The sequence below is a fragment of the Hankyongella ginsenosidimutans genome (assembly GCF_005144965.1).
GTDB lineage: Bacteria > Pseudomonadota > Alphaproteobacteria > Sphingomonadales > Sphingomonadaceae > Hankyongella > Hankyongella ginsenosidimutans.
In genome coordinates this window covers 87971-111113 of sequence record NZ_CP039704.1, presented here as the reverse complement: position 1 = coordinate 111113, position 23143 = coordinate 87971, and the positions used below count along the sequence as shown (strand labels likewise).

General features: G+C 63.5%; 25 protein-coding genes and 8 pseudogenes. 21 read left to right on the top strand and 12 right to left on the bottom strand.

All coding sequences use genetic code 11. The annotated features are described in order from the left end of the window. Positions 1-11: 11 nt before the first annotated feature. Complete coding sequence (locus E6W36_RS00665; protein ID WP_222873438.1) at positions 12-383, top strand: hypothetical protein; 372 nt, start codon at positions 12-14, stop codon at positions 381-383. A gap of 42 nt (positions 384-425) precedes the next feature. On the opposite strand, the gene E6W36_RS00660 is transcribed toward E6W36_RS00665, so the two are convergent. Together E6W36_RS00660 and E6W36_RS00655 are read right to left on the bottom strand one after the other, a co-directional pair. After that, positions 426-788: a hypothetical protein gene (locus E6W36_RS00660; RefSeq protein ID WP_222873437.1), complete on the bottom strand. Its 363-nt coding sequence runs from the start codon at positions 786-788 to the stop codon at positions 426-428. A gap of 396 nt (positions 789-1184) precedes the next feature. Then, entirely contained in the window at positions 1185-1535 is a 351-nt protein-coding gene (locus tag E6W36_RS00655) for a hypothetical protein (RefSeq protein ID WP_222873436.1), read from the bottom strand. A 78-nt stretch (positions 1536-1613) separates the two neighbouring features. On the opposite strand from E6W36_RS00655, the gene E6W36_RS00650 reads away from it, so the two are divergent. Continuing rightward, positions 1614-1997 carry a hypothetical protein gene (locus E6W36_RS00650; RefSeq protein WP_222873435.1) on the top strand — a complete coding sequence of 128 codons (384 nt, stop codon included), beginning with the start codon at positions 1614-1616 and terminating at the stop codon, positions 1995-1997. Positions 1998-2253: 256 nt separating this feature from the next. On the opposite strand, the gene E6W36_RS00645 is transcribed toward E6W36_RS00650, so the two are convergent. Further along, complete coding sequence (locus E6W36_RS00645; RefSeq protein ID WP_222873434.1) at positions 2254-3549, bottom strand: tyrosine-type recombinase/integrase; 1296 nt, start codon at positions 3547-3549, stop codon at positions 2254-2256. Between the two features lie 645 nt (positions 3550-4194). Here E6W36_RS00645 and E6W36_RS00635 point away from each other — a divergent pair. Then, entirely contained in the window at positions 4195-4563 is a 369-nt protein-coding gene (locus E6W36_RS00635; RefSeq protein ID WP_222873433.1) for a HigA family addiction module antitoxin, read from the top strand. Positions 4564-4688: 125 nt separating this feature from the next. Here E6W36_RS00635 and E6W36_RS00630 read toward each other — a convergent pair whose 3' ends face one another. Further along, a complete protein-coding gene (locus E6W36_RS00630; protein ID WP_222873432.1) occupies positions 4689-4829 on the bottom strand; it encodes a hypothetical protein in 141 nt (46 codons plus the stop codon). Positions 4830-4994: 165 nt separating this feature from the next. On the opposite strand from E6W36_RS00630, the pseudogene E6W36_RS00625 reads away from it, so the two are divergent. The 3 genes and pseudogenes from E6W36_RS00625 (at position 4995) to E6W36_RS20045 (ending at position 7411) form a co-directional block, all read left to right on the top strand. After that, a pseudogene (locus E6W36_RS00625) lies at positions 4995-6307 on the top strand (putative O-glycosylation ligase, exosortase A system-associated). An 11-nt stretch (positions 6308-6318) separates the two neighbouring features. Then, positions 6319-6990 (top strand): annotated as a pseudogene (locus E6W36_RS20050) (UDP-N-acetyl glucosamine 2-epimerase); the annotation flags it as partial. A 139-nt stretch (positions 6991-7129) separates the two neighbouring features. Further along, entirely contained in the window at positions 7130-7411 is a 282-nt protein-coding gene (locus E6W36_RS20045) for a UDP-N-acetylglucosamine 2-epimerase (protein WP_281277397.1), read from the top strand. A 164-nt stretch (positions 7412-7575) separates the two neighbouring features. On the opposite strand, the gene E6W36_RS17130 is transcribed toward E6W36_RS20045, so the two are convergent. From E6W36_RS17130 to E6W36_RS00605, 4 genes and pseudogenes are all read right to left on the bottom strand, one after another. Further along, positions 7576-7722, bottom strand: a complete 147-nt coding sequence (locus E6W36_RS17130; RefSeq protein WP_246047892.1) for a type II toxin-antitoxin system RelE/ParE family toxin — start codon at positions 7720-7722, stop codon at positions 7576-7578. 74 nt (positions 7723-7796) lie between these two features. Beyond that, positions 7797-7883, bottom strand: a pseudogene (locus tag E6W36_RS17125) (type II toxin-antitoxin system RelE/ParE family toxin); the annotation flags it as partial. After that, positions 7880-8137: an antitoxin gene (locus tag E6W36_RS00610; protein WP_222873430.1), complete on the bottom strand. Its 258-nt coding sequence runs from the start codon at positions 8135-8137 to the stop codon at positions 7880-7882. The gene E6W36_RS00610 and the pseudogene E6W36_RS17125, both read right to left, overlap by 4 nt. A 90-nt stretch (positions 8138-8227) precedes the next feature. Beyond that, complete coding sequence (locus E6W36_RS00605) at positions 8228-8971, bottom strand: glycosyltransferase family protein (protein ID WP_222873429.1); 744 nt, start codon at positions 8969-8971, stop codon at positions 8228-8230. A 146-nt stretch (positions 8972-9117) separates the two neighbouring features. Here E6W36_RS00605 and E6W36_RS00600 point away from each other — a divergent pair. The 11 genes and pseudogenes from E6W36_RS00600 to E6W36_RS00545 form a co-directional block, all read left to right on the top strand. After that, positions 9118-10329 (top strand): annotated as a pseudogene (locus E6W36_RS00600) (glycosyltransferase family 4 protein); the annotation flags it as partial. Between the two features lie 79 nt (positions 10330-10408). Then, positions 10409-11626, top strand: a complete 1218-nt coding sequence (locus E6W36_RS00590; protein WP_222873426.1) for a TIGR04063 family PEP-CTERM/XrtA system glycosyltransferase — start codon at positions 10409-10411, stop codon at positions 11624-11626. Next, the gene (locus tag E6W36_RS00585; RefSeq protein ID WP_222873425.1) at positions 11626-12564 is read left to right on the top strand and encodes a hypothetical protein; all 939 of its coding nucleotides are present in this window, start codon (positions 11626-11628) and stop codon (positions 12562-12564) included. Before E6W36_RS00590 ends, E6W36_RS00585 begins: the two co-directional genes overlap by 1 nt. A 112-nt stretch (positions 12565-12676) precedes the next feature. Then, positions 12677-12994: a hypothetical protein gene (locus E6W36_RS00580; protein WP_222873424.1), complete on the top strand. Its 318-nt coding sequence runs from the start codon at positions 12677-12679 to the stop codon at positions 12992-12994. Between the two features lie 97 nt (positions 12995-13091). Next, positions 13092-14024 (top strand): annotated as a pseudogene (locus tag E6W36_RS00575) (ribose-phosphate pyrophosphokinase). A 17-nt stretch (positions 14025-14041) separates the two neighbouring features. Beyond that, positions 14042-14286 (top strand): annotated as a pseudogene (locus tag E6W36_RS00570) (DUF2312 domain-containing protein). Between the two features lie 823 nt (positions 14287-15109). After that, positions 15110-15412: a (2Fe-2S)-binding protein gene (locus tag E6W36_RS17120; RefSeq protein ID WP_246047891.1), complete on the top strand. Its 303-nt coding sequence runs from the start codon at positions 15110-15112 to the stop codon at positions 15410-15412. Between the two features lie 10 nt (positions 15413-15422). Further along, positions 15423-16211, top strand: coding sequence for an FAD binding domain-containing protein (locus tag E6W36_RS00560; RefSeq protein WP_222873423.1), 789 nt, complete (start codon positions 15423-15425; stop codon positions 16209-16211). 14 nt (positions 16212-16225) lie between these two features. Next, a pseudogene (locus E6W36_RS00555) lies at positions 16226-16545 on the top strand (heavy metal-binding domain-containing protein). 105 nt (positions 16546-16650) lie between these two features. Beyond that, complete coding sequence (locus E6W36_RS00550) at positions 16651-17394, top strand: YebC/PmpR family DNA-binding transcriptional regulator (protein WP_222873422.1); 744 nt, start codon at positions 16651-16653, stop codon at positions 17392-17394. Positions 17395-17634: 240 nt separating this feature from the next. Then, entirely contained in the window at positions 17635-18150 is a 516-nt protein-coding gene (locus tag E6W36_RS00545; protein ID WP_281277577.1) for a CAP domain-containing protein, read from the top strand. Here the strand turns inward: E6W36_RS00545 and E6W36_RS00540 are convergent. Continuing rightward, entirely contained in the window at positions 18095-18859 is a 765-nt protein-coding gene (locus E6W36_RS00540; protein WP_222873420.1) for a competence/damage-inducible protein A, read from the bottom strand. The genes E6W36_RS00545 and E6W36_RS00540 overlap by 56 nt on opposite strands. Positions 18860-18920: 61 nt before the next feature. Between E6W36_RS00540 and E6W36_RS22635 the strand changes: the two are divergent. The 4 genes and pseudogenes from E6W36_RS22635 to radC all read left to right on the top strand — a co-directional run. Next, positions 18921-19052 (top strand): annotated as a pseudogene (locus E6W36_RS22635) (hypothetical protein); the annotation flags it as partial. Beyond that, on the top strand, positions 19022-19621 hold the full coding sequence (gene sfsA, locus E6W36_RS00535) for a DNA/RNA nuclease SfsA (protein ID WP_425459751.1): 600 nt from the start codon (positions 19022-19024) through the stop codon (positions 19619-19621). The pseudogene E6W36_RS22635 and the gene sfsA, both read left to right, overlap by 31 nt. A 26-nt stretch (positions 19622-19647) precedes the next feature. Then, a complete protein-coding gene (map, locus tag E6W36_RS00530; RefSeq protein WP_425459750.1) occupies positions 19648-20454 on the top strand; it encodes a type I methionyl aminopeptidase in 807 nt (268 codons plus the stop codon). Between the two features lie 30 nt (positions 20455-20484). Then, on the top strand, positions 20485-21126 hold the full coding sequence (gene radC / locus E6W36_RS00525; protein ID WP_222874349.1) for a RadC family protein: 642 nt from the start codon (positions 20485-20487) through the stop codon (positions 21124-21126). 356 nt (positions 21127-21482) lie between these two features. Here the strand turns inward: radC and truA are convergent, their stop codons facing one another. From truA to E6W36_RS22630, 3 genes are read right to left on the bottom strand one after another with little or no spacing between them, the layout of a single operon-like run. Beyond that, positions 21483-22238 carry a tRNA pseudouridine(38-40) synthase TruA gene (gene truA, locus E6W36_RS00520; protein WP_222873417.1) on the bottom strand — a complete coding sequence of 252 codons (756 nt, stop codon included), beginning with the start codon at positions 22236-22238 and terminating at the stop codon, positions 21483-21485. Beyond that, complete coding sequence (locus E6W36_RS00515) at positions 22238-23002, bottom strand: methionyl-tRNA formyltransferase (RefSeq protein WP_425459660.1); 765 nt, start codon at positions 23000-23002, stop codon at positions 22238-22240. Before E6W36_RS00515 ends, truA begins: the two co-directional genes overlap by 1 nt. Continuing rightward, entirely contained in the window at positions 22954-23142 is a 189-nt protein-coding gene (locus E6W36_RS22630; protein ID WP_425459659.1) for a hypothetical protein, read from the bottom strand. Before E6W36_RS22630 ends, E6W36_RS00515 begins: the two co-directional genes overlap by 49 nt. Between the last annotated feature and the right edge of the window lies 1 nt (position 23143).

Sequence of the window (23143 nt, the reverse complement as noted above, 5' to 3'; positions counted from 1 at the left end):
AACAGGACAGCATGGAGCAATGGGTAGAGGCTCAAGACTTTATCGCCGCTGACGTGATCCGGTGGAAAGAAGGCGTCTTTCACAACCGCCGCAAAGGCAAGGCGCTTCGCATAGGCGAGCGTCAGGTTGCCGCCGAAGTGCTGGAACGTGGTGAGGATGGTTGGATAAAGCTGCTCGTGCGAGGCTGCGCCATCACAAAAGATGAAGCTGCCGGAAAAACTATTCAGACCCTCAAAGCAGGCGAACAGATAAAGCGCGCAATTAAAACTGTGTTGCGCGGCAAGGTCGAAAGGTTGCTCTGGGACGATGAAACCGCTCGGGCGGCGGTGCTGGCGAGCAAGCCCGCGACGTCGCGTTTTGCGGACATTCCAAAGGACGAATAGGCATAACGGTAAGCGGGGCGCTTCCGCGCCCCGCTCGCGGCGTTACCACCAAGAGTCGTAATAGACGGTGTTGCCTTGCGCGATGGCTGCGCGGGCCTTGGCGACGAAGGCCAGATCGTCGGCGATTTCCGTGCCATCGGATGATCCGAAGAAAAAGCCACTGGTCTGCGGCAGGTTGCCAGCGCGAATGTCGGCCTCAAGACGATTTAGGTCGTCGGCAGTCAGCTCGACGGGCACGCAGTTGAACTCCTGGGCACCGCCCTTCTCGAAATAAAGGGCTTCCATCCAGCCATGCAGGTTCGGATGCTTGCGCCAATAGTGTAGCTCCGTGGCGTCAGCCACTTTGAAGTCAACCGGGCTGTCCGGCAGCGTGGTTGTGACCATTGCATACATATCGAGTCCCATGTTCTCGCTCCTATGGATTGGGGTTGATCGTCCCGAAGGACGCGGACCCGGAAGCGGCGGGATCGAGCTGCGGCTGTCATGGCCAACACGGCCCGAAGGGGTGGTGCGGGCAGGCCATTGACGGCAAAGCGCCCGACGCAAATGTCGCGTCAACGATATGAGGGCGATCAATTCCAGGAGCGATCTGCGGACTCATTTCCGCAATGGTCACGGACGCAGCCGGATTGTGGACCAACGGCTGTGACGGGGATGCTGCCGTAATTGTGCGATGCAGCGCCTACGGCGATGGATTGGTGGTCACGCTCAAGAGCAAACTACGCAGGCATTCGGCGCGCTTCGCGCTGCTTCAGGAAAGGCAGCGATGTGGAGTGAAGGCAATTTTGCGAATATGCTGATTCATATATCAACGGTCAGGCGAATGACAGCGCGGCAATCTGTGGCATCGCTTTCCGCCCTGACAATACCGCCAAATCGGGCTTCCATGTCTTGCGAACGTGCCCAATCCAAGAAACCCTCAAAGGCGAGCGATTGGATGGCTCCAAGTGGGGCGTCCAGTATGATCTCGTTCGATCCGGCGTTCACCGCGCCCGGAATGCAACCCGGAATAACCTTGCTCTTAAGTTGCTCGAAATAAGCATATCCGGCATCTTCGTCAGGAGCTGGTAGCTGGTTCGGCGTGAGAACGGTTTTACGCAGTTCGTCCCGCCAGCTCTGTCCAATGGTTGCTAGTGCACCCGATGCCGTCATGTGTGTTGCTCCTTTGGGGAAGAACGGTAGACCTTATCAAAATTTACGGGAGTCGAGACTGTGCGGTCAATACAATCCATGTCAGCGCAAGAGTTCAACGCGCTTCCGCATATTGACGATATTGATCCCCTAAATGTCAGCGATCATAAATGCATGGAAGAATTGAGGGACGTTCTTGAAAAGCATGGCAAGCTCTCACGGTTTGGCATAACCCTGCTTCATCGCCATTTCGACTTAAACGAGGGCGAGATATTGGTCGAGTTCACCGATACCGCCAACAGGGTGCAAACGGTCGAGATTGAAAAGCTCGCAGACAAGCGCCCATGCGCCATCGAAACCGCTTGGGTTCTTAAATCTGGAACCTCGATGGCCGCCTGCTATCCGGGGTCTGCGTTCATACCAGCAGCGGCCATTATCGTGGCCACGTTAGCCAATAACTCATCCGAACGGGACGCAAGCTAAGATTTGCCCGCGTAGCGGACCCGCATTCAATTGCCTCTGTATCGCCAGCGGCGGGGCAATAGTCCTGCCCTCAAGATTGCCAGCGGCAACGGGCAGGCAGAGGGCGGCATGGGGGCCGTGTCGAACTCGACACGGCTTGCTACCCAAACCGCCAGCCGGTTCACAATCGAGAAGCGCCAGCGGCGCATTGTGAATCCGGCAGAACGCAAGGCTTGAAGCATCGGCAACCGGACCCGGTTGCTGGCTCGATACCCGCCTAGCGTTTGGGCCGCGACGGTTTATCCGTCTGCTTGGCTTTGATGGACTCAACGGCTTTCGCCTTGGCTTCCAGCTTGTCGATCTCCTCGTTCATTTCATTGTGCATGGCGTCCCATCCGCCAATGCCCATCAACACGCGGTCGGCGTGCTTGATGGTGTTCACATGGCCATAGTGCTGTTCGATCATTTTGACTGACGTGCCCATCTGCTGGGCGAGGATATAGACATCGACACCTGCGGACAGTCGCAGGGTGGCGTAGGTATGACGGAAACAATAGGTCGTGCGCGGAATCCCGCTCGGCCCATCGCGAAGGTCGGTATATTTTAGCAGTTCCTCGACGGTGTCGCGGTACAGCCATTTGGCAGGCTTGCCATTGATGATCGTGAATACGTGATCGTCCTGCTTGGTCGCCTTGGACAGTTCCCGCACGCGATCAAGGTATTTTCCGACGCTGATCGGAGCGATCAGTTTGCGGGTTTTGCCTTTGCCCTGAACATACAGGACAAGGATTTCCTGCCCGTCCTTGTCCTTGGCAGTGGTGATGTCCCGCCAGCGCAAGTTCTTCGCCTCGGGCGGGCGCATCCCTGTGTTGCACATGATAAGGATGAAATTGTAGCAGATTTGGCGATACCAGATGCCCTGCGGCGTGGTCGCCTCTTTCATCCATTTGCGCCCCTTCGTGTGCAGCTTGCGGTATTCCTCAAGCGTGAACTCGTCTCGGCGGTTGGATTTCAGTTTTGGCATACCTTCAAAGCGGTGGTGCGCGGGCACATACCGCTTGCTGATAGCGAAATTCATAATAGCAGCGAAAATGGTCATCTCGATGCGGATGGTGGAATCGCTGATGACGCCTTTACGACGGCCTTCGCCGTTTTCGCGTCGCCATAGCGGATAGTCGGCCCAACGCTCCTGCGTCACCAGATGAATCTGTGTGCTGCCGACATACGCCTTGAGCGGACCATCGATCTTGCTTCTGATATTTCTTGAGCGGGCTTTGCTGACTTCGCCTGCGTTGGCGCGGCGCTGCTGGGCGTCAGCATATTCCTCCGCCACCTGTGAGAAGGGGCGATTGAATACCGGAACATCGTGTTTCACGCGAAAACGGATATCGGCATATTCGTCCAGCGCCCGGTCGCGCGCTGCCTGTCTATCTACTGTGCGGAGCGAGATCGTCTTATATCGGTCCTCGTTCTGGATTCTGACGCGGCAATAGTAGTTGTCGTGACCGACATCGCCGCGTCGGAAGATAATGAGGCCCGGCTTGACCTGCTCTTTATCGAGGATGAAACTCATTTCCCTGCTTCCCACTGTGCAGAAACTGTGCAGAATAGCGGGGTAAGCCTTTGATTCCCCGTGCCTGTGCAGGTTCTGTGTAGGCTATTATAACAAAAATAGTGAGCGATTGTAGTAGTTTATTGGAATACCTTCACCCGCTCCAGTCTTTTCAATGAATTTGTTAGCTCAACATGACCGCGTGCGTGTGAAATCTGCTTTCTCACTGCTGGCGTAGCCTTTGTCTGCTAACGAAAGTTCTACGCTATCCTCCATGCCGATATTGACCCGGGCTTCATGGCAATCCGTATTGTGTAGCTTTACGGTGAACGGGCCATGTGATATAAACAGCAATGAGAATCAAAATGTCCTCCACAAAGGGCTGAGGCGTTTCATCGAACACGACGATGCAAGCGGTCTGCAGCCTGCCGTGGTCGGCAAGGTCCGGCGCATGGTTTCGTTCCTGCAAGACATGGCGCACGAGGATGAATTGCTCAGCGTGCCCACCTGGAAGTCTCATCGTCTGACGGGGATCGCAAGGGCACCTGGAGCCTGTTCGTTACCAAGAATTGGCGGATGACGTTTCGGATCGATGCGGAAGAGATCGAGATCATCGACCTCGACTATGAAGACTATCATTAGGCAGACTGGCACGAGGAGGCCGACATGAACGCCATGACCGGAATCAGGATGAAGGACCCCGCCCATCCTGGCGGCTTCATCAAGCATGAGATCATCGCGCCGCTGGAACTGACCGTGACGGCGGCGGCCAAGGCGCTGGGTGTGACCCGTGCTGCGCTCTCCACCCTGCTCAACGAACGCGCCAGCCTCTCGCCCGAAATGGCGCTGCGGGTGGAAAAAGCGTTCGGTGTCTCAATGGACACGCTGTTGCGCATGCAGAATAGTTACGACATCGCTCAGACCCGCAAGCGCGCGGGGAAATCAAAGTTGAGCGTTTTGGCGGGCCACGCATTGCATCTTGATGCGCCAAGACTTCCAACGCTGAGCCAAAATGTGAGCGCGCGTACGCAATAAGCGCCCGCTACCAACGTGCAGCAGATGTCAGAAATATATTCGTAGCATCCTGCTCTTCGCCGGAAGATCTACGATGCGCTGGGACTGCTAGCTTTGCGATCCGCCCCGCACCGGGGAATCGCGGTTCAGGGGCTAGCCGCGCAGGCGGTCGCGCGGCCGGGCGTTGGCGGGGCCTTGGCGCGGCGCTCGCGGCGGTCGACCTGCATCGACCAGACGAAGATGCAGTAGATGCAGGCGCAGGCCATGGTGAGGGCGATGGCTTCCATCGGGGCGTCCTTTCTGTTGCCAGCCAGTATGTCCCGGAGTCGGGCGTGTGTCGAGGCTACAGGCGATGCTATTAATGTTGGCTTAGTGCCTGCGCGGGCAGTAAAGCAAAACCGCTGTTGACCCTGCATGAGCCGGCGCGGGCCGGCGACGAGGACACGTCCAGTATGTTGCGCAGTCTCGCGATCCTCATGATCGTCCTGGCCTCGTTCCCGCTGATCTTCATGGCGCCGCATGTCGGCGTGCTGGTGTGGACCTGGTTCTCCTACATGTTCCCGAACCGGATGATGTATGGGTTTGCGACCTATTTCCCGTTCCTCGACATCGTCGCCGCGCTGACCGCGCTTGGCTGGCTGTTCTCGCGCGAGCCGAAAAACTGCCGCTGCACCCGATCCTGCTGCCGTTCATCCTGTTCGTGCTCTGGATCAACATCACCACCATCTCCTCATTCCACCCGGACATCTCCGATCTGAAGCTCGGCAACACCATGAAGGCGGTGATCTACACCACCTTCGTCTACTGTCTCATCAACACCCGGCATCGGATCGAGGCGCTGCTGATCGTCATCTGCGCCTCGCTCGGCTATCTGGCGCTGAAAGGCGCGGCGTTCACCATCGCGACCGGCGGCGGCCACCAGGTGATGGGGCCGATGGGCACGTTCATCGAGGACCGCAACGCCCTTGCCATGGTGCTGGCGATGGTGATTCCGCTGGCGCGCTACATCAGCCTGCATGCGGGCAGCAAGGTCATCCGCATGCTCGCGCTCGGGCTTATGCTGTGCTGTGCGGTATCGATTCTGGGCACGCAGTCGCGCGGCGGCCTGCTGTCGCTGATGGTGGTCGGCTTCTGGCTGATCATGATGTCGCGGCGGCGCGTGTCGATCCTGATCGCCTGCGTCATCATGGGCGGCTTTGCCATCAGCTTCATGCCGCAGAGCTGGAAAGACCGGATGTCGACGATCGAGACCTACGATCAGGACGCCTCCGCCCAGGGCCGGCTCGACATGTGGCGCTACGCCATGGAGCTGACCGAGGACCGGCCGTTCACCGGCGGCGGCTTCCGCATCTTCACCATGCGCGACGTCGCCGCCCAGTATCTGCCGCCCGGCATGTGGCTGCGCGCTTCGCACTCGATCTACTTCGAGGTCCTGGGAGAGCACGGTTATGTCGGCCTGTTCCTGTTCATCTGGCTGATTGCGACGGGGCTTGTCACCCTGCAGGAGGTCAAACGTATCGCCCGGAACGACACGGAATTGATCTGGGCGCGCGATCTCGCACAGATGGGTCAGGCCAGCATCGTCTGCTTCATGGTCGGTGGGGCATTTCTGGAAGTTGCGTTTGCGGAAATCTTCCTGCACCTGATGGCGCTCTCGGCCATCCTGCACCGGGTCGTGCAGGCGGACCTCGCCAGCCGCACGACGGTCGAGCGCGACCGCCTGACCGGCGCCATTCTCACGCCAACGCCGCAGCCGGCGGAATAAAGAAAGCTCTTATGGTTCAGATCGTTCACCTGATCGCCGCTGCGCGCCCGAATTTCATGAAGGTCGCGCCGCTGTACCACGCGCTCGCCGCCGCGCCGGACTTTCAGCCGGTGCTGATCCACACCGGCCAGCATTACGACGCCAACATGTCGGACACCTTCTTCGCCGATCTGCGCCTGCCGGCCCCGGACCATCACCTGGGCGTCGGCTCCGGCAGCCACTCGGAGCAGACCGGCACCGTGATGATCGCCTATGAGAAGGTCGCGCTCGCCCAGCGCCCGGACTGGCTGATCGTGGTCGGCGACGTCAATTCGACGGCTGCCTGCGCTCTGGTCGGCGCCAAGCTCCAGATTCCGGTGGTCCACCTGGAGGCTGGCCTGCGCAGCTTTGATCGGCGCATGCCGGAAGAACTGAACCGGCTGGTGACCGACCAGCTCTCCGACGTGCTGTGGACGCCCTCGCCGGACGGCGACGAGAACCTCCAGCGCGAGGGCATTCCGGCGGCGCGCATCACCCGCGTCGGCAATATCATGCTCGATTCCTACGAATTGCTGCGCACCGCCATCGAGGCGGAGAACGCGCCTGCCGCCTTTGGGGTGACGCCGCGCGACTATGGTCTGGTGACCTTGCACCGGCCATCAAACGTCGACACGCCCGAGGCGCTGGGCGCGCTGGTCCAGGCGCTGGAGCAGGTCGCCAGGCGCAGCCGGCTGCTGTTCCCGGTCCATCCGCGCACGGCAAAAGCTCGACGATTTCGGCCTGCGCGCGCGCCTCGAAGCGGCGGGCGTCACGCTGACCGAGCCGATCAGCTACCGGCCGTTCATGAGCCTGGTGTCGAACGCGCGCATGGTCATCACCGACTCCGGCGGTGTCCAGGAAGAGACGACTTATCTCAACATACCCTGCCTGACCCTGCGCGAAAATACAGAACGCCCGGTAACGGTAACCGAAGGCACTAACCGGCTCATCGCCCCCGGCGGGCTGCTGGCGGCGGTCGAGACGGTGCTGGCGGGCGGTTGGCCGTCGGGCGTGCGCCCGGCCCTGTGGGACGGCCAGACCGCCAGCCGCTGCGTCGCTGACCTGCGCGCGCGTTCGGCGGCTTAGACCCTTCCCGTTTTGATTGGATCACTTTTTGTGAGGCAATCAGAAACGGACAAGAAGGGTCTACACAAAGCGTGAGAGCCTTTCTTATCGCCTTCGCTTGCGGCACTTGTATTAAAGTGCCTCAATCTCAGTCGGAAAGGCTCTAAAGCGGCCTGATCAGGCTATCAAAGGCGGCTGCCGAGGCGCGCCATCATATCCATACGCTTATGCAAGATGGCGACGATGAGCGGCGGCTGGCCGGTGCGGGGTAGGCAGAAGATGTAGTGGTGCTGGCAACGCACCATGCGCAGGCCGGGGTAAAGTTCGCCCATATCCTGGTATCGACCTTCCCTTGAGCCAGGCGCGTCGCCGCTTGCTTGATTGCCTGCAAATATGTGCGTGCCTGCGCCTCGTCCCACTGCTCACGGCTGTAGCGGACGATGCTGCGGAGGTCGGCTTCTGCCTGGCGTGAGAGAAGGAAGGGAAGGCTCACGCTTGGCCATGGTCCTCTGCGAAAGCCTCCGCCACGATATCGTCGAAGCTCTTGCTTGAGGCACCATCAGTCTGCGCCGTCTCGATACGCTGGTGCAACAGCGACTTGAGGGCATTGAAAGCCTGATGCTCATCGGCAGTTAGAGGCAGGAGCTTGGCAAGTGTATATTCCTTGATAGTCTTGCCCTGCATTGCGGCAATCGCCTTGATTTGCTGGTGCTGCTCGTGGGTCAGATCGATCGTGAGGCGACTCATGCTGTCTCCATAGCAAATGCCACAAATGTGGGTTTGTGCTTTTCATATCATACGGGTGCGAACGGTGGCAAACAAGATGCCGCCGGAGGCCTAGGAGTCCAGGCTGTCCAACGGCACGTCGAGCGGTTGGCGCAGTCGCTCGGGTTCGGCACCTTTGACGGTATCGGGGTTGATTTCTGCGTAAAGCGCGTCGCGCACGGGCAGCCGCGCGCCGTCGATGAAGTGCTCGATATAGCCGCGTGGGCATAGCAGCATGCGCCGCCAGTGCGTGATGTCCGGCACCTCGTGCACGGCATTGCGGAACAGGATCGGCCGCTTGATCAGGCGTGGCACATAGTCCGGCCAGTGTCGGGTCGGTGCGCCGTCGACCCGGTTGAGGCGGCGCAGGGACACAGCCTCGACATCTGTACCTGCCAGCGCCGCCGCCAGGCCGCCCAGCCAGAGGAAGAACGCAGGGCTCACCTGCTCGTCGGTGTCGAGGTGCAGCGTCCATGGCCGGCGCGCCAGCCGCTGCAGGGCAGAGCGCTGGGCCCCGAAATCGCGGTCGAACGCACGCCCTGCCACCGCCCAGTCGACGCGCGGCGCAGCTTCCTGCAATTGCCGGCGCAGCCGGGTGAGTACGGCTTGATCCTGCGTATCGAACAGGACGCAGGCTGCGTCCAGGCTGGCACCGAGATGCAGGGCAAGCGCGCAGACGGCATCCGCCTCGCTGGCGCGGGACATGACCGCCAGTTCAAGATCGCGCGCGGGCTGGATCGGGATGACGCGCGCGGCAAGCCCGATCGGCCGCCGCAGCCAGCGCTCCAACAGCGGCCGCCGGCGCAGATAGCCCATGCGCAGCGCATAGGCATCGAGACTGCGGGCGGGCAGGGCAGCGCCCGGGAGGAGGCCGCGCGCGCAGGAGTCTCAGCGAGGCGAGTACAGGCGCCAGGGCGTCAGGCGCCGCGTTCGCACCGCAGCCTTCGCACGCCAGGCCCTGGGTGAAACAATCGCAGATCGGGCAACGGGTCATCGTCTCTCAATCTGTCGCGCAGCTTGCAAAACGATCGTGCGCCTGCGTAATTCGGGCGGATAGGGGTTGGTTTGAGGTTTGGCAAGTGCGGGTTCTGCACGTTTTCCGGTATTTCCGTCCGCACTTTACCGGCGAGGGCGTCTTTACCGAGCGATTGGTGCGGGAACTGCGCGCCCAGCACTCCGATATGGTTCACGACATTCTGGTCGTCACGACGCCCGCGCCGGCTGAACCCCTCGCACTGCCGCAGTTCGGGCGCTGCATCTACCTGCAGGCTCAGGAAGGGGCGAGCCGGCTGCAGCAGAGTCTCGCCATGATCCGCTGGATGGCGGCGCATGCCGGTCACTATGACGTCATCCATGTGCATTCGCTGGGAGACCGTACCTGGCTGGCATACCTGATCGCGCGGATGAAGGGTGCGCGCATTCTGATGATGGCGACGCTTGACGACAGCGTGGCGGAAATCCTGGAGTCCTATCGCCCGCTACTGCGGCCGCTGGTCCGCGCGCTGATGCGCACGGTCGGGCGCTTCGTGGCCATCAGCAGCCGTCTGGACGACGGCAATGCGTCCGTGCCGTCGGCGCGGCGCACGATTATCCCCATTGGCATACCGCTGCCGCAGCCTGCGCCCGCGCATCCGCCTGCGCGACCGGTGACGCTGATCACGGTTGGCGGTATCTGCGCCCGCAAGAACCAATGGGCATTCGTGCAGGCGCTGGCACTGCTGAAGGCGGCGACGCCGGACATCATGGGCCTGATCGTCGGCCCGGTGATGGAGCCGGACTACAAGGCGGACCTTGACCGCTTCATCGACGAGCAGGATCTGCGTGGCAATGTCCGCTTCGTCGGCCAGGTGGAGGATGTCTACAGCCAGTTCCAGCAGGCCGACATCATGTTCTTCCCTTCCACCAAGGAGGGTTCGGCACCGTGGTGATCGAAGCGATGATCTGCGGGCTGCCGGTCGTTGCGCGCAATCTGCCCGGCGTGAACGAGGCCTTCATCCTGCAGGGCGAGACGGGCTATCGGATCGAGAGCCTGGAGGAGGCGATAGTGCATCTGCGGGCGCTGGTTGCGGACCCGGCGCTGCGCCAACGGCTGGGACAGGCCGGTGCACGACTGGCGCGTGCGGAGTATGGCCTGGACGTGGTTGCCAACCGTTACGCTGCGCTCTACAGGGCGATGAAGAATGCGAAAGACGAGGAGGGCAGGCGCGCTGGCGGCTAACGCGCTGCTGAAGGCTAATGCGCCAAAGGGGTATCATGCGTATTCTGCACGTCTTCGACCATTCGATCCCCGAGCATAGCGGCTATAGTTTTCGTAGCCGCGCGATCCTGCTCGAGCAGCGCGCCCGCGGCTGGGAGACGGCACACCTGACCACGCCGCGCCACCCGCGTGCCGGCGACAACCCGGAGACGGTCGACGGCCTGACGTTCCACCGCACGCCAAAGCCAATCGGCTGGATGGCAGAAAAGCCGGTGCTGCGCGAAATCGCCGAAGTCAGCGCCACCGCCCGCGCCCTGCGCACGCTGGCGGAGACGGTCCGCCCGGATATCCTGCATGCTCACTCGCCGGTGTTGAACGCCATGGCTGCCCAGCGTGTGGCGGATGCGATGGGGCTGCCGCTCGTCTACGAAATCCGCGCGTTCTGGGAGGATGCCGCCGTCTCCCATGGCACCTGCCGGGAAGGCGACCTGCGCTACACCGCAACGCGAAGGCTTGAGACCCACGCCGTCCACCGCGCGGATGCCGTCGGCTGCCTGTGCGAGGGCGTGCTGTCCGATCTGGCGGCGCGCGGCGTGCCGCGCTCGAAGCTGTTCCTGACGCCGAACGCAGTCGATCTGGAAAAGTTCGGCAACACACCGATGCGCGATGCGGCGCTGGCCGCGGAGCTCGGCCTTGAGGACGCCGAGGTGATCGGCTTCATCGGCTCCTTCTATGATTATGAGGGGCTGGATGTGCTGATCGCGGCGATGCCGGCACTGGTCGCCCGGCGGCCGAAGCTGCATCTGCTGCTGACCGGTGGCGGGCCGATGGCAGAGGCGCTGGCGGCCCTTGCGAAAGCCTCGCCGGTCGCCCGCCACATCCAGTTCACCGGACGCGTACCCCATGCCGAGGTGCCGCGCTATTACAGCCTGGTCGACGTGCTGGTCTATCCGCGCAAGTCGATGCGCCTGACTGACCTGGTGACGCCATTGAAGCCGCTGGAGGCGATGGCCGAGGGCAAGCTTGTTGCAGCGTCCAACGTCGGCGGCCACCGCGAGTTGATCACGGCCGGCGAGACCGGCGAACTGTTCGCGCCCGACGATCCGCAGGCGCTGGCGGCGTGCGTGGCCGGGTTGTTCGAGAACCGCACGATCTGGGATGATCGCCGTGCACGCGCGCGCCAGTATGTCGCGACCGAGCGGACCTGGGCCCGCACCGTGGATAATTATGTGCCGGTTTATCAGCGGTTGCTGCGCCGGCGGGAAGCTGCTTGATGCGCCGCGCTGTCAGTTTGGGCCTTGGAGCCAGTCTCGCCGGGCTGGCGAGCGCGATCAGCGTCGCGGTCGCATTCACAGCGGCGATGCCGCAGCTCGAAGTCTGGCTTGCCGGCAGCCCGGTTCTGGTCTCAGCCCTCAGCGTGCGCATCGTCCAGATCGTGATGGCCTGCAGCATGGGCGTCTGGATCGCGCTGGTTGCCGGGTGGCTGATCCCGTGCGGCGTGCTGGGCCGGGCGGCGGATGCCGCGTTTCTGGCGCTCGCCATGCGCGCGCGCAAGGCGGAAATCCGACCGTTCGTGGTTGACGCCATCCTGGAGAGCGCCTGGCTGCGGCGCGCGCTCGGCCTGCCGCGCCACCAGGGCGGCAAGACCAGCCTGCAACGGCTGGTGGTCGACGGCCTGTGCCCGAACCGCCTGCTGACCCACGATCTCGCCGGCTGGGGCTATCGGGTCGCCACCTGGGTGCCGCTGGCGCTGGCGGCGCTGCTGGCGCTGGCAGCGCTCTATAACGGCCTGCACCTCAACGCGACGAACATCGTCGCGGCCGTCGATACCGAGGTGGCCGTTGCGGCGCGCAGCGCCGCGGCCGCTCTTTGCGCAGGCTTTTCGGCACATGCGTTGCCCGTGTGCTCTATCATTTCGGCTACCATGCGGCGTCGGCGTCTGCGACGCGGCTGCACGACATGCTGGTGCACCACCAGTCGATCCTCGGCCGGCAGGCGGTTGTCGACAGCATTGTCACCAGCGTCGAGGCAAGCTTTCGCGCTGTCTCCGCCGTGGTCAAGGCGGAGCGCGCCCCGACGCCAACGCCGGTCCAGCCGCAGATGCAGCCCGGAGAAGCCACGGCGGTTCCCGCACCGGCGGCCCCGCAGCAGGTGGCGGCCCTCGTGCGCGATCTTTCGGAAAAGCTGCACGCGGTTATGGGCGCTGTCGTGAACCAGAATGGCGATGCCATTAGTGCCGCGATCAGCGAGGTACGAACTCTGGCGCTGGAAACAGTGCGCGCCGGCCGGGAAAACGCCGCGCTGGTCTCCGCCCGCTCGCGCAGGTGGCGGAGCTGCTCGCCAAGTTCGAGGCAGGGTTCGAGACCGACCGCGCCTCACGCAGCCGCATCGCCAAAGCAGTGGCGCAACTGCGCACCAGCGGCGAGATCAACAGCGCGTCTGCGGATCGGCTTGCCCGTGTCGCCGAGCAGCTGGCGCTGGTGGTGGACCGTGCGGTTCAGGCGTCGCCCGGCCCGCACGCGGACGACCCGCGCATGCTGAGGCGGCTGCCGTCGGCGCTTGGCAAACGCCGCCCGCCGTCGCGCGTTGCGGTGCAGGCGATCCGGGATCTGGCGAGCGACGCCAGCCTGCCCGAGCTGTAACCGCAACTTCGCGGATTTGGCGCACCGCCATGTTGCGTGTCTGTGACAAGCTCGCTATGGACGACCACACGTTCCCATCCATGATCAGGTTTGTCCGATGAAGCTGGTTGCCGGCAACTCCAACCCGCCGCTTGCCGAGGCCATTGCCGCCTATCTCAATCTGCCGCTGACCAAGGCGAGCATCCGTCGCTTCTCCGATGAAGAAGTCTTCGTGGAAATTCACGAGAATGTGCGTGGCGAGGATGTGTTCGTCATCCAGTCGACGTCCGCGCCCTGCAACGACAACCTGATGGAGCTGCTGATCTGCACGGACGCGCTGAAGCGCGCGAGCGCCAAGCGGATCACCGCCGTCATCCCCTATTTCGGCTATGCCCGGCAGGATCGCAAACCCGGTCCGCGCACGCCGATCTCCGCCAAGCTGGTCGCCAATCTGATCACCGTCGCCGGTGCCGACCGGGTGCTGACCATGGACCTGCATGCAGGGCAGATTCAGGGCTTCTTCGACATCCCGACCGACAACCTCTTCGCTGCCCCGGTCATGAGCGCGGACATCCGCGAGCGCTACGGCAGCGAGCCGCTGATGGTGGTGTCGCCTGACGTCGGCGGCGTGGTGCGCGCACGGGCGCTCTCAAGCGCCTGAACGACGCACCGCTCGCCATCGTCGACAAGCGCCGCGAGCGACCCGGCGAGTCGGAGGTCATGAACATCATCGGCGACGTGCGGGATCGTTTTTGTGTGCTGGTGGACGATATCGTCGATTCAGCCGGCACCCTTTGCAACGCTGCCGCGGCGCTCATGCAGTCCGGTGCGCGCGGTGTCGTCGCCTATGTCAGCCATGGTGTCCTGTCCGGGGGCGGTTGCGCGGGTCGGCGCGTCGCAGCTGTCGGAGCTGGTCATCACCGACACCATCATGCAGACCGAGGCCGTGCGCGTCTCCAAGCGCATCCGCCGGCTGACCATTGCGCCGATCATCGGCGAGGCTATGCACCGGATCGCCGAGGAAAGCTCGGTCTCCAGCCTGTTCGACTGATTTATCTCGAGGTTCCCATGTCAGACATGAATGTTTCCGCTGCCGAGTTGCGGCAGTTCATCGAGCGCATCGAAACGCTGGAAGAAGAAAAGCCAGCCTCGCCGAGACGATCCGCGAAGTCTATTCCGAAGCCAAGGCGCAGGGCTTCGACGTCAAGACCATGCGCTCGATCGTCAAGCTGCGCGCGATGGACCGGCACAAGCGCATCGAACAGGAAGCCCTGCTGGAGACCTACAAGTCGGCGCTTGGGCTGGCGGAATAAGGCACTACACACGTTTGTATTTCCTGATACAGGATTTGGGACAGGCTGTGCCACGCTGGGACGCTGCGCGCACGAGTTGAATTTTCGCCCCGAGGAATATCAACGCGTTACCGTTTGGCCCGCCCTTTGCGATTGTTGAATCGAAGACCGATCCGGATGTGTTGTGGATGGATCGGCCTTCTGTCGGACGGCAAAGGGCGTCCAGCTGGATGGCCAACGGGCCTGACGCCCGCGGTCCGGTTTCTGTAGCGTAGAGTTCGTGGAACCGGACCTGCCGCCCTTTCCTTCGCTAACGTCGCCCGCTAGAGTCTGATGACATTGGATTGGATCGCCATTCCGATCTTCACTGAAGCAGGCTGTAAAGTCCGCTCGTGGTGAGCTTGGACGAACCACGAGCCGCTCATCCCTTCGTCCAGCTCAGGGTGAGCGGCGCGTGTGCAACCGCGCGATGGCGCGTGGTTCAACGTAATGTCATCAGACTCTAGAGCCTTTCCGACTGGGATTGAGGCGCTTGTGTTGAAGTGCCTCAAGCGAAAGCGATAAGAAAGGCTCTCACTCTCCGTGTAGACCCTTCTTGTCCGTTTTGATTGCCGCGCAAAAGTGATTCAATCAAAACGGGAAGGGTCTAGAAGGACTGCGCATTGCGGAGTTTTTCATTGATGCGCATCACCTTGACCGTCAACGGCGCTACGGCCGACCATGAGGTCGCGCCGAACCTGCTTTATCTGAACTTCTGCGCGAACACCGGCGTCTCACCGGCGTTCACATCGGCTGCGACACCAGCCAGTGCGGCGCCTGCAATATTCTGGTCGACGATACCTGCGTGAAAGCCTGCACGATGCTGGCGGTGCAGGCTGACGGTGCGCGCATCATCACCATCGAAGGCTTGGCGAGCGGCGAGGCTTTGCACCCCATGCAGGTGGCGTTCCGCGAGCATCACGGCCTTCAGTGCGGCTTCTGCACCCCGGGCATGATCCTGAGCGGCATCGCCATCGCGCGCCGCCATGGCACGCCGTCGGCCGAGGTCATCCGCGAGGAACTGGACGGCAATCTCTGCCGCTGCACCGGTTATATCAACATCGTCAAGGCGATCGAGGCCGGCGCGCGCGCTATGGCCGAGGCCTGAGGAGGCACGGATGCATCCCTTCGCCTATGAACGCCCCGAGGGTATCAACGCTGCCGTCGCCCTACTGCGCGACGATCCGGAGGCTGTGTTTCTCGCCGGCGGCATGACGCTGATCCCCACCATGAAGCAGCGGCTGCGCGCGCCGAGCAGTGTGATCGACCTTGCGCACATTCCCGGCCTGCGCGGCGTTCGGATCGAGGATGGTGCGCTGGTTGTCGGTGCCATGACGCCGCATGCCGAGGTGGCGGCGAACCCCTTGGTGCAGGCGCATCTGCCTGCACTTGCCGAGCTTGCGGCCGGCATCGGCGAGGTGCGCGCGCGCGGCACCCTGGGCGGTTCGATCGCCAATAACGATCCGAGCGCCGATTACCCGGCGGCGCTGCTGGCCTTGGACGCGCAGATCGTCACCGATCGCCGTACCGTGGCGGCGGACGATTTCTTCCGCGGCCTGTTCGAGACGGCGCTCGAGCCGGACGAGCTGGTGACTTCCGTGCGGTTTGCGCCGTGTGCGCGCGCTGCTTACGCCAAGTTTCGCAATATCGCATCCGGCTATGCGGTCGTCGGCGTGTTCGTGGCGCAGGCCGCAGCGGTGCGGGTGGCGGTTACCGGCGCCGGGCCTGGCGTGTTCCGCTGGACTGAGGCAGAGGCTGCACTGGCTGCCGATTTCAGCGCCGGTGCGCTTGACAGCCTTTCGATGCCGGTTGACGACTTGAACAGCGACATTCACGCCAGCGCCGAATACCGCGCGCATCTGTGCAAGGTCATGCTCGGCCGTGCCGTGCGCCGGATCGCCGCCTGAAGGAAGGGGAGCCCATGCTGATTTCGACCACATCCAGCCTGCAGGACCGCACGGTGCGGGATTATCTCGGCGTCGTGACCGGGGAGGTGATCATCGGTGCCAACCTGTTCAGGATCTGTTCGCCTCGATCCGCGACATCGTCGGCGGCCGGTCCGGTTCCTACGAGTCGACCCTGCGGGAGGCACGCCAGACGGCCCTGCGCGAGATGACCGAGGAAGCGCGGGCGCTCGGCGCTGACGCGGTGATCGGCGTCGACCTCGACTACGAGACGGTCGGGCAGAATGGCTCCATGCTGATGGTGACGGTCACCGGCACGGCGGTCCGGCTGGGCTAGCAGCCTGCTGAGACTTTTCGAAGACCGGCCTCGGAAAAGCGAGCGTTTGACGGCGCGCGCGGCTTGCTATGGCCAGACACCCTATCATGTTGGCAAGAGGATAGAATGGCCGGGCATTCCCAGTTCAAGAACATCATGCACCGCAAGGGCGCGCAGGACGCCAAGCGCGCGCGCATGTTCACGAAGCTGGCGCGCGAAATCACCGTCGCCGCCAAGACCGGACTGCCGGACGCCGCGCACAACCCGCGTCTGCGCGCGGCCATCGCCGCCGCTCGCGCCGCCCAGATGCCCAAGGACAACATCGAACGGGCGATGAAGAAAGCCTCCGGCCCCGACACCGAGAATTACGAGGAAATGCGCTACGAAGGCTTTGGCCCCGGCGGCGTCGCCATCATCGTCGATGCATTGACCGACAACCGCAACCGCACGGCGTCCGATGTGCGCTCGCTGTTCTCGAAGTACGGCGGCAACATGGGCACCAGCGGTTCGGTCGCCCACCAGTTCGACCGGGTCGGCCTGATCGTCTACAGCGCCAAGGCCGGCGCCCCGGACACCGTGTTCGAGGCGGCGCTTGATGCCGGTGCGGACGATGTGGCGCTCGGCGACGAGGTCCACGAAATCTACACCAGCATCGAGGCGCTGCACGAAGTCGCCAAGGCGCTGGAAGCCAAGCTCGGCGAGCCGGAGAGCGCCAAGCTCGCCTGGAAACCAAACATCACCGTCACCGTCACCGAAGACGATGCACCACAGCTGATGAAGCTGATCGACGGGCTGGAAGATCATGACGATGTCCAGACCGTGACCGGTAACTTCGAGGTACCGGACGAAATTCTGGAAAAACTCGGCTGATTTTACAGCCGGCTCACGCGTCAGGTTTGTCAGTCTTTTAGAGCCGATTTAACAATCGCGCAGTATGCTTTGTTGTATCTGTGCCGGAAGCAGCCGATTGTTGAAAATTAACTATGTAAATACGCTATTCAGCGTCTATTTATCTTTGATCTCGCTTCCGGCGCTGGCGGGCGGGAGCGGAGCGCCGGTCGCCGTTTCGGCCCCGACCCGCTGTGAACTGACCCTTTTGACGCGACCGCCATCGGCCCTGCGCTCGATGTTTTCAACCGCGAACGCGCCGCCCACGGCATGGGCGCGCTGAGCGAAGATCCGGCGCTGACTGAAGCGGCGAACCAGCAGGCACGGGAGATGGCGCTCCAGGGCCAGCTTACCCATGTCGACGATAAGGGCGGCACCTTCGTCGAGCGCGCGATCGGCGCACAATATAGTGGTCAGCCGCGCGCCGAGAACCTCGCCTGGCAGCAGAAGTCTGCAACGCATGCAGCGACCGCCTGGCTCAACAGCCCGGCGCACCAGCACAATATTCTGCTGCCGGACGTGGACGATGCCGGTTTCGGCTACGCCTGCAACCCAGAGACCGGGCGCTTCTGGGTTCTCGTGCTGGGGCGGCGCGGGCAGGCCTTGCTTGGCCCGTTGATCAGTGCAACTCCCTATCGAACGGACTTAGCTGCTGATAAAGAAATCAAGGCAGCACAAATTGTTAGAGTTCGCCGTCGACAGGGTCCACGCCCAGGGCGCGCAGGCCGTCCAGAATAGCGCCGCATGCCGCATTGACGCGCTCGACGTCGGTTGAGCGCACGACGAAGTTCGCCCCGATTTTGCCCTGCCGCCAGAACGGATAGCTGCCGACCTGAACGCCCTCGATGTCCGCTTCGACCGTACGCAGCAGCTCTGCGACCTCGCTTTCCGCGACATGCGCGCCGACCGTGCGGGAGAGGACGGGGTCGCCGCCCTCCAGCGCGCCGTCCAGCGAGTCGAGCATGGCACGCATCACGGTCGGGATGCCGGCAAGGATGAACACATTGCCGACGCGAACGCCCGGCGCAGCACTACCCTTGTTCTCGATGATGTCCGCGCCTTGGGGCACGCGAGCCATGCGCAGGCGCGCCTCGGTGATGCGCTCGGCATAGTGCGCGCGCAGCATCGCCTCCGCGCGCGGGTGGAGGACGACGGGCACCTGAAACGCGGCCGCGATGGCGTCGACCGTGATGTCGTCGTGTGTCGGGCCGATGCCGCCAGTGGTGAACACATAGTCGTGCCGGGCGCGGCAGGCGTTGACCGCCTCGACGATCGCCGGCTGCTCGTCCGCGACCACCCGGGCCTCCTTCAACCGTATGCCCTGTACGTTCAGCCATTTGGCCAGATAGGCGAGGTTGGCGTCCTGCGTCCGGCCGGAGAGAATTTCGTCGCCGATGATGACCAGCGCCGCCGTGTAAATCCGCTTCTTGTGCGCCGGCTGTTCCATGTGCTGTACCTCGCGTGCTTAATCGCGCTTATCTGCGACATGGCAGGGGATTTGGCAATCCATGGACTTCGCAAAGCCGCTGATCGCGGCAAAGTTGATCAGGCGTTACAAGCGGTTCCTCGCCGATGTCGAACTCGCGGACGGGCGCACCGTGACCGTGCACTGCCCCAACCCCGGGGCGATGCTGGGGCTGGCGCAACCGGGGCCGCCGTGTGGCTGGAGCCGGCGCGCAACCCGGCGGCCAAGTTGCCGTATCGCTGGGTGCTGGAGGCTGTCGACGGGCACTTGGTGGGCATCGATACCAGCCTGCCGAACACGCTGGTTGCCGAAGCGCTTGGCCGCCTGCAGCCGCTCAGCGGCTATGCGGACGTGCGCCCGGAAGTGCGCTATGATGCCAATTCCCGCATCGATCTGCTGCTCGGCGGCCATCCGGACGATCCCCGGCCATGCTACGTCGAGGTGAAAAACGTGCACTGGCGTCGCGGCGACCTGGCGGCGTTTCCGGACAGCGTCACCGCACGCGGGGCCAAGCATCTGGCGGCGCTTGCCCGGCAGGCAGCGGCCGGTGCGCGCGCCGTCATGTGCTATGTCGTGCAGCGCGCAGACTGTGCCGGGGTGACCCTCGCCGCCGACCTGGACCCCGCCTACGCCGCTGCAGCGGTGACCGCGAGGCAGGCCGGTGTCGAGTTCATGGCCTTTCACTGCGCATTAACCACGACGCGGGTTGAATTGGCCGGCCCGCTGCCCATAGTGGAACCGTAAAGGATAGAGCCATGACCGACGCGGATATGCTTGAGGAAGATCTGGATGCCGGCACGGTGCGGCTGCATGCTCTTGAGGATTTCGTCAGCATGCGCGCGGCCGGGCGGCTGGCGGCCGAGTGCCTGGACATGCTCGCAGCGCACGTCGCGCCGGATGTGACGACCGAAGCACTGGACCGGCTCGCGTTCGATTTCATCGTCGCGCGGGGCGGCGTGCCGGCGCCGCTGAACTACCGCGGCTTTCCCAAATCGATCTGCACCTCGGTCAATCACGTGGTCTGCCATGGCATTCCGGGCTCCAAGCGCCTGAAGGATGGCGACATCCTCAACATCGATGTGACCGTGGTGCTGGACGGCTGGCACGGCGACACCAGCCGCATGTTCCTGGTCGGCAGCGTGCCGATCAAGGCGAAGAAGCTGGTCGAGGTGACATACGAGGCGATGATGCGTGGCATCGCGGTGGCGAAGCCCGGTGCCAGGCTTGGTGATATCGGCCATGCGATCCAGTCGTTTGCGGAAAGCCACCGCTATTCGGTCGTGCGCGATTTCTGTGGCCACGGATTGGGGCGCATTTTCCACGAAGCGCCAAACGTCGTGCACTTTGGCCGGTCGGGCACGGGCATCGTGCTCAAGCCGGGCATGTTCTTCACCATCGAGCCGATGATCAACGCCGGGCGCTACGAGGTGAAGGTGCTGGACGACGGCTGGACCGCCGTCACCCGCGATCGTTCGCTTTCCGCCCAGTTCGAGCACAGCGTCGGCATCACCGAAGACGGCTGCGAGATTTTCACGCTGTCGCCGGCCGGGCTGCATGCGCCGCCCTATGCCCTCTGACGAGCACGACGGCGCGGGCACCGCGAGCGCCTGCGCGAACGGCTGTTCGCCGGCGGCGGGGATGCCTTTCACGACCACGAGCTGCTCGAATATATGCTGGCGCTTGCCATTCCCCGGCGCGACACCAAGCCGCTGGCCAAGGCGCTGCTGCGCGAATTCGGGTCGTTTGCGCGGGTGATCTCTGCCGAGGCCGCCGCCTTGCAGAACTTCGGCGGGCTGTCGGCGACGGCGATCGGCGCGCTCAAGTTCACGCAGGCGGCGGCGCTGCGCCTGCAGCGGGAGGCGGTGATGGACCGGCCGGTGCTCTCCAACTGGCAGGCGCTGCTGAGTTACTGCCACGCCAGCATGGCCCACAGCCTGATCGAGCAGTTCCGGGTGCTGTTTCTCAACAACAAGAATATCCTGATCCGCGACGAGGTGATGGCGGAAGGGACGGTCAACCACGCGCCGGTCTATGTGCGCGAGGTCCTGAAGCGCGCGCTCGACCTCGGCTCGACCGCGATCATTCTGGTGCACAATCATCCGTCCGGCGACCCGAGCCCATCAAAGGACGATATCGCCATCACGCAGGAGATCATCGAAGCCGGTAAGCGGCTTGGCGTGCGCGTCCACGATCATCTGGTGATCGGCAGCACCGGCCATGCCAGCTTCAAGACCTTGGGGCTGATTTAGCAGCCTGTTGAAAAGTGGAATTATACAGCTCCATTTCGTCATTCCGGCGAAGGCCGGAATCCATGGGGCATATATACAACGAATATAAGGTGTTGGCCATGGACCCCGGCCGGAGTTTATCCCCGTCAGGGGCCGGGGTGACGGCAATGCGTTTGGAGTGCAGGAAATCACTTTTCAGCAGCCTGTTAGAGCGCGATGACATTGCAGTGACCCATCTCCTCACCGGAGGGACGGGAGGCGCGATGGAGCAAGAGATTAGAGCGATTTCCAATCGGATGGAGTCATCCGATGGTTAAAAATCGCGGTAAAACAAAAGTATAGTGCGGCGATCTGATTCTATCAGATCGAAAACCGCTCTAAGCGTAGTCCACGCGCATGAAATACAGGCCATCAGGCGGGGCGTTGAGGCCGAGGGCGGCGCGGTCGCGCGCTGCCAGCGCCGCCTGCAGGTCGTCCGCCGTCCAGGAGCCGTCGCCGACCAGCTTCAGGCAGCCGACCATCGATCGCACCTGATGGTGCAGGAAGGAGCGCGCGCCGACATCGACCAGGATGGCCTCGCCCTCCTGCGTCACCCGGATTTCGCCGAGCGTCTTGACCGGCGAGCGCGACTGGCAGTGCACGGACCGGAAGGTCGTGAAGTCATGCTGGCCGACCAGGCTCTGGGCGGCGGCATGCATGGCAGCGGCATCGAGCGGCTGGATCACATGCCAGGCCAGGCCGCGCGCATGGGTGAGCGGTGCCCGCCGGTTGACGATCCGGTATTGGTAGGTGCGGTATATGGCGGAGAAGCGCGCGTGGAACGCCTCGTCTGCCAGAGTGCAGTCCAGCACCGCGACAGCGCCCGGCGTCGCCTCGTCGGTGCGCAGATGATAGTTCAGCGCCTCGCCCAGGCGGAACGGCGTCAAAGGCGTGTCCAGATCGACATGCGCGACCTGGCCGCGCGCATGAACGCCGGAGTCGGTGCGGCCCGCGCCGATCACGCTGGCGTTCAGCCCGGTGATGCGCTGGATCGCCGCCTCGATCGCTCCCTGCACGCTTGGCCCATGGTCCTGCATCTGCCAGCCCATGAACGGTCGGCCGTCATATTCGAGGGTCAGCCGGAACCGGGGCATCACTCAAGCCTGAGGCCGGCGGCCACGGGCAGCCCGCGCAGCATCTCGGTCGTCGGCATCGCCGCCTTGCCGGCGCGCTGCACCAGGGTCGGCCGGAGCGCCTGCGCGCCGCAGGCGATGGTCAGGCTGGTGTCCAGCACCGTGCCCGGCGTGCCGTCAGCGTCCATGACTTCGGCCGCCAGCACGCGGATACGCTCATCCCCAGCAGGAAATAGGCACCGGGGCCGGGCAGAAGGCGCGCACCCGCCGCTCGAGGAGGGCGCCGGCTGGGACCAGTCCAGCTTTGCTTCCGCCTTGTCGATCTTGGCGGCGTAGGTCGCGCGGCTTTCATCCTGCGGCTGCGGCGTAAGCGTGCGCAGATGCGCAAGCGCATCGACGATCGCCTCTGCGCCAAGCGCTGCCAGCCGGTCGTGCAGGGTTGCGGCGGTCTCGTCGGGCGCGATGGGGCAGGGGCGGCGCAGCAGCACCGGGCCGGTGTCGAGCCCTGCCTCCATCTGCATGATGCAGATGCCGGTCTCTGTGTCGCCGGCCTCGATTGCCCGCTGGATCGGGGCGGCGCCGCGCCAGCGCGGCAGCAGCGAGGCATGGATATTCAGGCAGCCGTAGCGGGGCGCATCCAGCACCGGTTGCGGCAGGATCAGGCCATAGGCAGCAACCACCGCGACATCGGCCCGGTGTGCAGCGAATTCTGCCTGGCGTTCGGCGTCGCGCAGCCTCAGTGGCGTGAAGACCGGCAGGTCCAGCGTCTGCGCCAGTGCCTGCACGGGCGAGGGGTGAGCTTCTTGCCCCGGTGTGCCGGGCGCGGCGGCTGGCTGTAGACGGCGCAGATGTCGTGGCCGGCATCCACCAGGGCTTGCAGTGCGCGCGCCGCAAAGGCCGGCGTGCCCATGAACACCAGCCGCATG